Source organism: Cohnella nanjingensis (genome assembly GCF_014212125.1).
Classification (GTDB): domain Bacteria; phylum Bacillota; class Bacilli; order Paenibacillales; family Paenibacillaceae; genus Cohnella; species Cohnella nanjingensis.
The window spans coordinates 12633-25123 of the sequence record NZ_JACJVP010000006.1 but is presented as its reverse complement, the minus strand read 5'-3'; the positions used below and the strand labels follow the sequence as shown (position 1 = coordinate 25123).

11 protein-coding genes are annotated in these 12491 nt (G+C 53.6%); 9 read left to right on the top strand and 2 right to left on the bottom strand.

From position 1 onward, the window contains the following. The first annotated feature begins 89 nt into the window (after positions 1–89). A complete protein-coding gene (locus H7C19_RS04720) occupies positions 90–1037 on the top strand; it encodes a helix-turn-helix transcriptional regulator (protein WP_185141435.1) in 948 nt (315 codons plus the stop codon). Between the two features lie 173 nt (positions 1038–1210). Then, positions 1211–1615 carry a VOC family protein gene (locus H7C19_RS04715; RefSeq protein ID WP_185141434.1) on the top strand — a complete coding sequence of 135 codons (405 nt, stop codon included), beginning with the start codon at positions 1211–1213 and terminating at the stop codon, positions 1613–1615. A gap of 109 nt (positions 1616–1724) precedes the next feature. Here the strand turns inward: H7C19_RS04715 and H7C19_RS04710 are convergent, their stop codons facing one another. Together H7C19_RS04710 and H7C19_RS04705 are read right to left on the bottom strand one after the other, a co-directional pair. Next, positions 1725–3260, bottom strand: coding sequence for a sensor histidine kinase (locus H7C19_RS04710; protein WP_185141433.1), 1536 nt, complete (start codon positions 3258–3260; stop codon positions 1725–1727). Then, positions 3257–3934, bottom strand: a complete 678-nt coding sequence (locus tag H7C19_RS04705) for a response regulator transcription factor (RefSeq protein ID WP_185141603.1) — start codon at positions 3932–3934, stop codon at positions 3257–3259. The genes H7C19_RS04710 and H7C19_RS04705 overlap by 4 nt, the downstream gene beginning before the upstream one ends. Before the next feature lie 178 nt (positions 3935–4112). On the opposite strand from H7C19_RS04705, the gene H7C19_RS04700 reads away from it, so the two are divergent. From H7C19_RS04700 to H7C19_RS04670, 7 genes are all read left to right on the top strand, one after another. Then, a complete protein-coding gene (locus H7C19_RS04700; RefSeq protein WP_221469033.1) occupies positions 4113–5468 on the top strand; it encodes an extracellular solute-binding protein in 1356 nt (451 codons plus the stop codon). 14 nt (positions 5469–5482) lie between these two features. Next, entirely contained in the window at positions 5483–6355 is an 873-nt protein-coding gene (locus H7C19_RS04695; protein WP_185141431.1) for a carbohydrate ABC transporter permease, read from the top strand. Continuing rightward, positions 6352–7233, top strand: coding sequence for a carbohydrate ABC transporter permease (locus H7C19_RS04690; RefSeq protein ID WP_185141430.1), 882 nt, complete (start codon positions 6352–6354; stop codon positions 7231–7233). The genes H7C19_RS04695 and H7C19_RS04690 overlap by 4 nt, the downstream gene beginning before the upstream one ends. Positions 7234–7237: 4 nt before the next feature. Further along, positions 7238–8347 (top strand): efflux RND transporter periplasmic adaptor subunit, encoded by a 1110-nt coding sequence (locus H7C19_RS04685; RefSeq protein ID WP_185141429.1) that lies wholly within the window; start codon positions 7238–7240, stop codon positions 8345–8347. A 26-nt stretch (positions 8348–8373) separates the two neighbouring features. Further along, the gene (locus H7C19_RS04680; RefSeq protein WP_185141428.1) at positions 8374–9744 is read left to right on the top strand and encodes an ABC transporter permease; all 1371 of its coding nucleotides are present in this window, start codon (positions 8374–8376) and stop codon (positions 9742–9744) included. 156 nt (positions 9745–9900) lie between these two features. Next, positions 9901–10839 (top strand): ArsR/SmtB family transcription factor, encoded by a 939-nt coding sequence (locus tag H7C19_RS04675; RefSeq protein WP_185141427.1) that lies wholly within the window; start codon positions 9901–9903, stop codon positions 10837–10839. Between the two features lie 242 nt (positions 10840–11081). Next, positions 11082–12461, top strand: a complete 1380-nt coding sequence (locus H7C19_RS04670) for an ABC transporter substrate-binding protein (RefSeq protein ID WP_185141426.1) — start codon at positions 11082–11084, stop codon at positions 12459–12461. Positions 12462–12491 lie beyond the last annotated feature (30 nt).

Below are 12491 nucleotides of genomic sequence, written 5' to 3'. Positions count from 1 at the left end.
CCCAAAGACAACACCGAAGGGCTGACAAGGTACTAACCGAGCCGCTTGTCTAGCTTGGTGAACAGCATTAAGTTTCAAGGGGGCAGCCAATGAACAAAACAGACCGTTTATTAGCCATCGTTCTGGAGCTGCAAAGCAGAGAAGTGGTACGGGGCGAAGATTTGGCGGACCTATTCGATACCAGCGTGCGGACCATCTATCGTGATATTCAGGCACTTAGTGAAGCGGGCGTGCCGATTATAGGTGCCCCAGGCACAGGATATTCTTTGATGAAAGGCTATTTCCTGCCGCCGATCAGTTTCACGGTAGAAGAAGCCGTGACCTTGCTTATAGGAACGGACTTTATCGAGCAACGATTTGATGATGAGTATCGTGTCAGGGCCCAAGCCGCTCGGAGGAAAATCGAGGCCATTCTATCGGAGAGCGTTCGCAATGAGACCACTCGTGTGCGCAAGGCGCTGCGCTTGCTCACTCCCGGTAAACGGGTCGCGCTGTCAAAAGAAAGGGAATATTTCGAAAAGATCCGTCGAGCGATATTAGCTGAACGAAAGATCAGATTTCATTATTCGAAAGGAATTGGGGATTCCAAGGGGAATCACCATCGTGATCGTACCGTCGCTCCCTATGGCCTGGTACTCGTTGAAGGATCTTGGATGCTCGTGGCCCGTTGCGATCTACGCCAAGACATTCGCCATTTCCGTTTGTCCCGAATGACCGAACTTGTCGATCTGGAAGAACGATTCGAACTACCGGCGCATTTTAACTTAAAGGAGTATACCCCTTCGGATGATCGCCACTTGCGAGTTCGCCTTCGATTTAACCATGACATCGCAGATAAGGTGAAGGAATCGAACTATCATTACATGGAGGATATGGAAGAGCATCAAGATGGATTGCATGTGGTCTTACGCGTTCGTCAACTGGATGAATTGCTGCAATGGGTACTTGGCTGGGGAGCGGGCGTGATCGTATTGGAACCTGAATCATTCCGAAATTGGATTCGTGAGGAAGCCCAAAAAATGTTAAAACGCTACTGACATAACGTTGTCAGTAGCGTTGTTTTATAATCGGGTATGTAAACGTAAAGGAGTGGTGAGAATAAATGCGAAGTACGTCTTGCATCGGTTGGGGGACCTAGCCAATCTATTTTTTACAGCTATTTTGCGATAATACGGTATTGTATCATTTATTATAGGAAGGATGATATCTTGTGAATTTCGCTTCTGTGCGCATCATTACCGACGACGTGGATCGTCTCGTCGAGTTCTATGAGAAAGTCATGGGTGCTTCTGCGGAGCGCCCCGCGCCCGTTTTTGCCGAACTCGTTGTGCCATCATGCACTCTGGCAATCGCCCACTCCCAGACGGCGCAACTATTCGGCGCCGGTTCCGTAGTGGCGGCCAACAATCGCACTGTCATCATCGAGTTCCGCGTCGACGATGTCGAAGCCGAATACGCGCGCTTGAAGCTATTTGTCGATGATTGGGTAATGGAACCGACCACGATGCCGTGGGGGAACCGTTCTGTGCTTTTCCGCGATCCCGACGGCAACCTCGTTAACCTCTTCGAGCCGGTGACCGAGGAAGCGATCAAACGGTTCAGCGGTAGGCGTTGACGGACAGTTAAAGTGAGTGAGGCCCCAATTTTCGAGAAGTGTTTCATCGATTAATTCACTGATGAAAACAAGCTTCGCAACGGCATCTGCCGTCACGAAGCTTTTCGTTTTATGCCGCAGCCAACGGAAGCGTAAAATAAAAATTTACGCCGTTCGGGCGGTTGGAGACGCCGAACCGGCTGCGGTGAAGCAGCAGGATGCCGCTGACGATGGTCAGCCCGATGCCGGTTCCGCCGGCTTCCCGGATACGGGATTTCTCAACCTTGTAGAAGGCGTCCCAGATCGATTCGAGCTCGTCTTCCGGAATCTGATCCCCTTCGTTGAAGATGTCGACCCGCACTTCGGATTGACTAGGTGCCAGCGTGAGCGACACGCGGATATTACCGCCCGGGGGCGTATGTTTGACGGCATTGCCGAGCAAATTGGCAGCCACCTGTTCGATCCTCAAGCGGTCCCCCGCGACGGCCGCGTCCTCGTCCGGCAGCTGCAATTCGCAGCGAACCCCCCGCTTCTCCATCTCGATCGACATCTTTCCTGCGACTGACTTCAGCGTTTCGCCGAGCGGAAAAGGCACGATATCGAGCTTGTATTTCGCCGATTCGAGCTGGGACAGATCGAGCAGGTCGGAGACGATCGCCGACATCCTGCCGGCTTCCTCCATGATGACATCCGCGTATTCTCCCCGTCTTTCCCCGCTCACGATGTTTTCCTTCAAGCCCTCCGCGTACCCGCTGATCAGGCTAATCGGCGTCTTGAGCTCATGAGATACCCCGACTACGAATTCTTTCCGCATCTGTTCGATCTGCCGCTCTTTCTCGATATCCGCTGTCAGCTTGCGATTAGCCGCATGAAGCTGATGCAGCGTTTCATCCAAATTTTGCGCCAGGAAGTTGAGCGTCCTGCCGAGATTTCCGATTTCATCCCGCGATTTGACCGTACTCCGTGCGCTGAAATCCAGTTCGGCCATACGCGCGGCCACGGCGTTCAATCGGACAAGCGGCTTCGAAATCATCCGCGAATACAGGAAGGTCAACAGCAGGATGACGACGACGGCCAAGGCCAGAAAATACGGGTATAAGTCCCGGATGACGCCTGCCGCTTCCCCGACGGGCTGCAGGGAGGTGACGGCAATCAGAATATCTTGCGAACCCGGCATGGAGGAAAGCGGACTGATGACCGAGATAATGCCGCTGTCGTTAATGCGTATCGTCGACGGCTCATAGACGATCGTCTTTTCGAAACTCGGCAAACCGCCGGACTTCCATTTATTTTCCTTCAAGAACGACTTCAAAACATCTTCCGCCAAGACATGCAATTTTTCGTTCGGCGCGAAAGACTGGAAGACTTCTCCGTCAGTTTGGACGATCGCGGTCATTATGTTTTGATCTAACTGAAAAGACATCTCCTTCAGGAGCCGGTTGAGAAGATCTTTGTTTTCCGGCACGGAAAATGAACCGTTTTTCATATTATCGAAACCGTTGGCCATCTTGAGGCCGTCGACCTTGCTTTTGAGCATGGAGATCTTTTGCGATTTGTAATAGGACTCGAAAGATTGCAGCTGCAAAAACATCATCAGCGTGATTAGGCCGATCATAAACGCGGAAGTCATGAGGAACAGCTTGGTGGAAATGCTTCTTCCTCTCATGGCTTCACCTGGAATTTGTATCCGTGACCGATCACGGTGGCGATTTGTCCGGCTTGTTTCCCCAATTTGTGCCTGAGCCTCTTGATATGCGTATCCACGGTCCGGATATCCCCCTCGTAATCGAAGCCCCAGATTTGCTCCAACATTTTTTCCCTCGCGAGCGCGATATTCCGGTGTTTATACAGATACAGAAGCAGTTCGAACTCCTTCGGGGAAAGTTCGAGCCGGCCGCCATCCGCCCGCACTTCGCGGGACAGTTCATTGAGCTCCAGCCCGCCCGTGCGGACCCAACCATCCGATGATTCATCCTTTGCCGCCCCAATTCCTTGCCTCTTGAACAGCACCTTCATCTTGGCCGACAGCACCTTGAGGCTGAATGGCTTGGTTATATAATCGTCCGCGCCCAGTTCGTATCCGACGAGTTTGTCTTCTTCTTCCGATTTCGCCGTCAACAAGACGATCATCGCGTTCGAACGCGCGCGAACCGAACGGCAGACGGTCAAGCCGTCGACAAACGGCATCATGATGTCCAGAAGAATCAAATCGACTTCGTTCTTGGCAAACAGGTCGAGCGCTACTCGTCCATTAGACGCTTCCAGCAGCCGGTAGCCACCTTCGTGCGTGAAAAAATCGACGAGAAGCTTGCGCATTTTCGTTTCATCTTCGACGATCATTACCGTTTTCAAACGTTCCAACTCCGTCACTCCTCGTCCAATGGATGACCATGGATGACACAGGATTGTCACACCACAGGATTAAACTGGCAATTGGATAGGATTTGAATTGAATTTATCCTAAAAAGAAAGGAAAAGTCCAGTGAAAAAAATAATCGCATGCTCCATAGCCTTGGTGATGACCGCGGCAATGCTCTCATCCTGTTTCGGAGGCGGCGGGAAAAACGGTTCGGGGGCAACGGCCGGGGAAGGGGGCGGCACAAGCCCGGAATCCGGCATCACGCTGACGATCGCCGTCGAGAGAAACGAAGGGTTCTTCGATACGCTGAAGCAGAAATTCGAAGCTTCCCATCCGGGCGTCACCGTGAATTTCAAGGAATACATCGCGACCAAACTCGATAAAGGCGCCGCAGGCGCGATGAAGCAAGCCCAGCGGGACACGGAAAAGTTCGTGTCCACGATCACGACGGAGCTCGCGAGCGGGCACGCGCCGGATCTGCTGGTAGTTAACATTTTGCCGTACAAGAAGTACGCGGACAAACATTTGCTCGCCGACATCTCCAAGCTCATGGCGGACGATTCCTCGTTTGATTCCAGCCAATACTACACGAACATCTTCGATACGATGAAATACAAGGGGGGGGTGTACGCAATCCCGACGTCCGTGCAATTCACCAACCTGTGGCTTGGCGACACGTCCTTGCTCGGCGATGCGCACATCGACGACAACGCCTGGACCTGGCAGGATTTCGCCGAAATCGCGAAGCCGCGCATACCGCAAGGCGGTACCGCCTTGGGGGGGACTCCGAAGGAGTTTCTGCTGAGCACGATGCTTACTCCCGGACTGGAGCAATTCGTCGATCCGGAAAAGAAAAAAGCCGCCTTTGATTCGCCGGGGTTCAAGAACTTACTTACGCAGGCCAAAACGCTGCTCGACGAAGGGATCGTGTCCGAATCGTTCGAAGAGCTGGTGACGCGCGGCAAAGACAAGGGAATGAGCCTGTTCGAATACGTCGGATTCCGGTACCTGGATGAACTCATCTTTGATCCGCTCATGATGGCGGGCGGCAAAGGAGCTATTTTTCGGGCACCCTCCGTCACGCCGAACGGGGGATATTCGTACCGCTCGAACCTGACGCTGGCGATCAACGAGAAATCGAAACACAAGCAGATGGCGTGGGAATTCGTGAAATTCGTGCTTTCCGAAGAAATCCAGGGTTTCGAAGGAAAAGGCGGCATGAGAGGCATGCCGGTCCGCAAAGCCACATTCCGCCATGCTCTGGAGCTGTTTAAAGAACCGCCGGACGATCTTAAAGGGCCCGACGGAAAACCGATCGCAGTGCCCCCCCTTACGCCGGAACGAATGGACGAAATCGAGAGCTATATGACGGGAATCCGTACCATGCAGGAGACGGACGACAAAATATTCAACCTCATTGAAACCGAGTCCGCGTCTTTCTTGAGCAGCCGGAAATCGGTCGATGAAGTCGCCAAATCGATCCAGAGCAAAGTGGAAACGTATTTAAACGAGTGAGCGGGGACAATCGGATGCTGAAGCGCCTGAATAATCAAGAAGGCGTCGCCGCGGCGCTGTTTTTGGCCCCAAGCGTTGCCGGATTCGCGTTATTCTTTTTCGTCCCATTTCTGATCGGCTGCTATTATTCCTTGTTGGATTCGCCTGTGGACGGCTCCTTCGTCGGGCTGCGCAATTACGGCGATCTGCTGCGCAACGAGGTATTTCATAGAGCCGCGTGGAACACGTTCCGGTTCACCGCGGTCAGCGTCCCGCTGAACATGCTCCTGTCTCTGGGACTCGCGATGCTGCTGAACCGGAACGCCTATTTTCGAAGCTGGCTTCGCATTTCCTTCCTGTTTCCGCTCGTCATTCCGGTTGCATCGGTCGTGCTGATCTGGCGGATTGTCTTCGACGCGAACGGAACGCTGAATGGCTTGCTTCACGCTTGGGGATGGATCCCCCGGGACTGGATGGAAAGCGGATATTCGCCGGCCGTCGTCGTCGTCGTTTATTTATGGAAAAACGTCGGGTACAATATGGTCCTTTTTCTGGCCGGCCTGCAGAACATCCCGGCGGAATATTACGAAGCCGCGGCGATCGACGGCGCCGGGAAGTTCCGGCAATGGCGTTCGATCACGCTCGTCTATCTGATGCCGACGACCTTTTTCGTATTCATCATCTCGATTCTCAATTCGTTCAAAGTGTTCCGGGAAACGTACTTGATCGCAGGCGAATATCCCCACGAGGATATCTACATGATGCAGCATTATATGAACAACATGTTCCGGTCGCTCGACTATCAGAAGCTGACAAGCGCCGCTTTCCTGATGGCGCTGGCGATCACCGTTCTCGTATGGACGCTGTTCCGGGCGGAACGGCGTCTCGCCCGTTCGATCGGAGGATGAAGAAGATGCGAAAAGCGCTGCTCTCGGCTGTTTTGGCGGTTCTCGCCGTTCTGTTCGTTTTTCCGATCGCGTTGACGTTGACCCAGTCGCTTAGAAGCGAACACGAAATTACGGTCAATCTCGCTCCCGTATCCGGCGCCGAATCATCGGAAAGTACCCTCGATCCTCGCGCGGATAAGGAATACATGGCCCTGAACTGGGTTCCGGACCGGGCGACGTTGTCCCAGTACTACGAGGTGCTCGTCAAACAGCCGCGGTTCCTGTTCATGTTCTGGAACTCCGTATTCCTGACCGTGCCCGTGATCGTCGGCCAAATCGCTGTATCTTCACTGGCGGGTTATGCCTTCTCCCAGCTGCGATTCCGATGGCGTGAACCGCTGTTCTTCCTGTACGTCGTGACGATGCTGATGCCGTTCCAGGTAACGCTCGTGCCCAACTTCATCATCGCGGACCGGCTGGGACTGCTGGATTCCTATTCGGCGATCATTTTTCCCGGCGTATTCGGCGCATTCGGCGTTTTCCTGCTCCGCCAATTCATGACGTACATCCCTTACTCCTATGGGGAAGCGGCACGAGTGGACGGGTGCGGCCGGCTGCAGACTTTCCTGCGCATCGTATTGCCGCTTAGTAAACCCGGCATCGCCGCGCTGGCCATCCTGCTGTTTATCGATAACTGGAACATGGTAGAACAGCCGCTGATCTTTTTGCAGGATGCGAACAAGCAGCCGCTGTCGGTCTACTTATCCATCATCGGGGAAGGGGAACTCGGCATCGCCTTCGCGGCCAGCACCGTCTATATGGCGCCGGTCATCCTCCTCATGTTATATGCCGAAAACCATTTGGTCGAAGGCATTCAACTTTCCGGAATCAAGGGGTAGAGCCATGATCAAACGAAAGGTTCGAAACGCGTCGCTCGCCTTTGTGCTGCTGATGATCGTGCTGACGCTGTTTTCCAATACGCTGCTGCAGTTCACGCTTCCGCAAGTTTCCCTGGAACAGCCGGGACCCGGCACGCTGAACCATACGGTCAGCGGCTCCGGGACGATTGCCGCGGCCGAAGTGTCCGACCTGTATGCGGATCCCGACTTGCATTGGCCCGTCGACGAGGTGAAAGTGAAGGTAGGCGACCGGGTGAAAGCCGGGGATACGCTCGTTACGTTCGATATTGCAAATGCCGACATCGAGCTGGCGGATGAAACGGCGCGATATCGCCAGCTGCAGCTTAGCCTTGATGGGCTTCGCGAAGATTATGTCGCGGCGCAGCATGAAGCGACTGACAAACAGACTTTACGCAGGGATATCGAGCGGGCGGATCTCGACATGCAAATCCAGCAGCGGAAAATCGACAAGCTTCGCCGGCAGTTGGCGAAAGGCGATTCCATTCAAGCCGATGTTTCCGGAATCGTCACGCAGGTGAATGTTACGGCGGGATTGCCTGTTCAAGGCTCGGTTCCGGCGGTCCGCATCGCCGATTTGTCCTTGCCGCGTACGCTTACCGTGTTGGTGCCGAGAGAGCAGGCGAAATATTTGGTGGCCGGCGATGAAGCCGACATAACCGTCGGTGCTGTCGCTCCGGAGCCGATACCAGGAAAAATCGCGGAAATCCGAAACCCGGTAACGACCGGAGAAATCGGCCAGCAGGCGCAGCCATCATCCCCCGACGCCAAAGAAATCGTGATCGAAGTCGTAGACAACCGGCTGAAAGGCGGCGAATACGCCGAATATTGGATCGGCAAACGAACGAAACCCGTTCAGATGCTGCTTTCGAATGATGCCGTAAGGGAAAACGCGGACGGGAATTACGTGCTGGTGCTCAAACAAAAGAGCGGCGTGCTCGGCAACGAGTTTTACGTGCAGGAAGTCTCGGTCGTGAAGGGCGATGCGGACGAGTCGAATACGGAAATCAAAAGCGGAATCGGCGACAGGGACAAAGTGATCGCTTCCAGCAGCGCGCCGGTGTCGGACGGAGACCGGGTCCGGCTTGCCGATTGAGGCTCGGGGAGGTATCGAAACGTGCGATGAAAGCCCGCCTTCCGTCTTATCTGGTGTTTTGCGGCATCCTTCTGCTGTTCGGGAGTCTTGCCTTATCTTCCGCCTTGCTCGCCCAATGGCGTCAGTGGAGCGGGCCGGCAGAACGGGCGAAGCTATCGGCATCCGTCGACGCGGCGGTCAGTCCGTCTAATGGAGCCCGATTAACGGGCAGGGAAGCGGAGAAGTTATCCGGCTTATGGGGAGCGTCGACGGCCTATTCCGCGAGAACGCGTACGACCGTCTCGGCCGGCAGCCGGACATCGGACGCGAATGTCATAGGCGTTGGCGGCCAATATGATCGATTCACGCATATATGGCTTTCGAACGGGGTTTCCGTCTCCCCGGCTGCGAGACGCGAACGCGCCAAGGTGGCCGTTATCGGATCCGGGTTGGCGGATCGGTTGTTCCATTCGCAAGACGTGATCGGACTCCGCCTCGATATTTTGGGCGCGAAATTTCGGGTCGTCGGCGTGTATCGGGAGCGGAACTCGCTGCTTCAATGGATGACGGACGACGGGTTGCCGGACATTCTCGTTCCGTATTCCGCTTTGGAGGATGTGAGCCCGGACATTTCGGTGCAGTCCGCCGTATTTGAAGCCAAATCAACATCGGATATCGAAGGAGATACGGAAGTCCGCGCGGCCATTGCGGAAGCGGGAGGAGATTCGTCCGTTTACGTGATCTCTGATGCCTCGCAATACTACCGGTCGGTTGCGCAAAAACCGGCGTTGCTGTTGTGGATTTGCGGTTTGACGGCCATATGGCGATGCATACGGCTGTTGATCGCGAGCTGCCGATCCGCTTACCGGCTGATTCGGATGGAAACGTTGTCGCTTGAATGGACGGATGTTGTGAAACGGAACCGATTCGCGCTTGCCCGGCATGCAACCGTTGCCACGGCGGGAGTGGCTGGAGCCGCCGCGATTTGGCTGCTCGTCCGCTTCCCGTTTCATTTTCCGGCGGACTCCATTCCGGGCCAACTGATCGATTGGTCGTTTTATCGCGATCAGATTCTGTCGTATTGGCAACATCAGGCGGCGCGAACGGGCGCCGTTTCCACTCCGGACGAATGGCTGCAAAACCGGGCGGGCTCACTCGTGACGTATTTGTCCTATGCGGGGCTTGCGGCCGGATTGCCCTTATGTCTGATCGGCACGAGAATGTGGAACATGGAGCAAATACCCGTAGGCACGCGAATGTTCCGTGTTTTCTTGTTCTTCCTCGTGGCCGCCGCATTGTCCCTGGCGATCGCATGGGCTGCCGGCATTCCCGCAACTGTAGACGGGAAGGAAACGGCCGTGCTGGTTGCCGTAATGGGGTTGTTATCCTTAAAGGGAGGCGGAAGGACGCTCGTTTGATGGTCAAACTTCAAATCATTGTAGCGCCCCCAATCTCTTTTGAGATAGGGGGCTTGTTTGCCGCTGCCGAAGGCTCAAGCCTCCATCTTCTGAAAAAAACGGACTTCATTTAATCTAAATATTATGTTATAAATTTTATAAAAAGGAGGGCTTGATTTGCTGGAACTATCTATCAACGATCCGAATGAACTGGTGAAGGTAGCTCATGCCCTAGCCTCCCATACCAGGCTGAAAATTATCAAGCTGTTGCTGAATCATAATAATATCAATGTCAATGAAATCGGCGAAAAGCTCAAAATGCCGGTATCTACTGCAGGCGTAAACGTGAAGGTCCTGGAAGAAGCGGGGCTTATCTTGACGGAGGTCCTGCCTGCAAGCCGCGGCGCCATGAAGGTATGCAGAAGGAATTTCGACGACGTGAGAGTGATTTTGAACCCGATTAAAGGGTACAAAAATACGGACCAAATCTACGAAATCGAAATGCCTATCGGCCATTTTGTGGATGTCGACGTCCAATCGACATGCGGAATCGCCAATACCCAAGCCATGATCATTCCCGAAGACGACCCTTCGAATTTCTTTTTTCCCGAGTGTAGAACGGCCGAAATGATATGGTTCCGACAAGGCTGGATGGAATATCGTTTTCCTCGGTCTATTCCGCATAACATTCACATCAAATCGATCGAATTTTCTCTGGAATTGTGTTCGGAAGCGCCCAATTTTAACAACGATTGGCCGTCGGACATTACGGTATGGATCAATAACGTCGAGATCGGTACCTGGACGTCGCCGGGCGACTTCGGCGATCATAGAGGCAAGAACAACCCGGAATGGTGGCATGACACCAGCACGCAGTACGGCCTATTGAAGACGTTCAGGGTAGACAATCATCGAAGCACGGTGGACAACCATAAAATTTCCGACGTTACCTTGCAAGATTTGCAGCTTCATTCGTTCCCCTATATCCGCTTTAAGATCGGCGTCAAGCCGGATGCCGTTAATAAAGGCGGCGTGAATCTATTCGGCCGCGGATTCGGGGATTACGATCAGGACATTATCATGAAGCTTCATTACGAGCCTAATGAGAAGGATTGAACGATAAATAACAAAAAGTCTGTTACTAATGGCGCAGAAGCGCCATTTTTTTCGTTTATATAAAACAAATATATTGTTTGTAACCGTTGACATTTGAAGGTTTATCCAATTATAATCTGTTTTGTACCAATAAATATGTATTTAATGAGGTGGTCTGGCGCTATAATCTCATGGAATATCGGGATTATCTCAGCTTTATAACAACAATTTTATTATTAATTACCGGAAAGGGGTCAGAAGCAATGAAACCATGGAAAAAAAGCTCGCTCGCTATGGCTTCACTCATTCTATTGGCCGGCGGCGTAATCGGATGCGGAAACGGAAGCAAAGACGGTACCTCCTCCCCGGCAGCAAGCCCTACAGGCACGGCAAGTCAGACCGGCTCGGCCAGCCCAAGCGAATCGCCTCCCGGAGAGCAGGTGACCATTAAATTCGCCGGCTGGGGCGATCCGTCGGAGAAAGAAGTGTTTACGAAGCTGATCAAAAACTTCGAAGAGAAGTATCCGAACATCAAAGTCAACTATCTGCACATCCCTGCCGATTACGTGGGCAAGATGAACACGATCCTGGCCGGCGGCGACGCTCCCGACGTATTCTACGTGCCGGACGGCGACTTCGGACGTTGGGTAAGCCAAGGCTTGCTGCAGTCGATTGACAAATACATGGAATCAAGCCAGATCGATACGGGGGACATGTGGGATTCCGCCCTGGTTCGTTACCGTTACGACGGATCCGTCACGGGCAAAGGTTCGCTGTACGCATTGCCGAAGGATATCGGTCCGACGGTGCTCTACTATAACAAAGATATTTTCCAAAAAATGAACGTTCCTTTTCCGAGCGCGGATACGCCGATGACGTTCGACCAGCTGCTGGATACGGCTCAGAAGCTGACGGTAAGAAACGGCGACAAAGTCGAGCAATACGGCATGGGCCCGATTTGGTGGGAAGGCTTCGTCTTGGGGAACGGCGGCAAGTTCTTAAGCGACGATCGGAAAGAATTTTTGCTGAACGGCAAGGAAGCGACGGACGCGCTGCAATTCGCGGTCGACCTGGCTCACAAATACAAGGTCATTCCGGACAGCAGGGCGCTGCAGGCGATGAACGACGGGCAAATGTTCGAGACCGGCAAACTCGCGATGATCATCCAGGGCCGTTGGATGGTCCCCAACTACCGGAAGTTGAAATTCGATTGGGATGTCGCTCCGCTGCCGGCGAACGGCAATTGGTCCGGATGGAGCGGCTCTGTCGGACTCGGCATCTCCAGCAAGTCGAAGCACGCGGATGCGTCCTTCAAACTCTTGGAATATCTGAGCGGACCGGAAGGCCAGAAGGAGCAGTCCCTTATGGGCTTCGCCATTCCGAGCTTCAAGTCGATGGCGAACACGGACGTGTTCCTGCAGCCCGGGCAAAAGCCGGAGCATGCGCAAGTATTCATTAAAGCCGCGGAGAGCGAAATTCCGGGACCGTGGACCAACTTGCCGAACGCCAAATGGTGGGATATGCTGGGCCAAAATTTAGGGCCGATGTGGGAAGGGAAACGTCCGGCAGCCGATCTGCTGAACGAACTGAAGCCCAAGATCGACCAAGCGATCAAGGAAGGCAATCCGGCCATATTTAAATAGTCCATACGTTGGGGGGAAAAGGAGGAACGC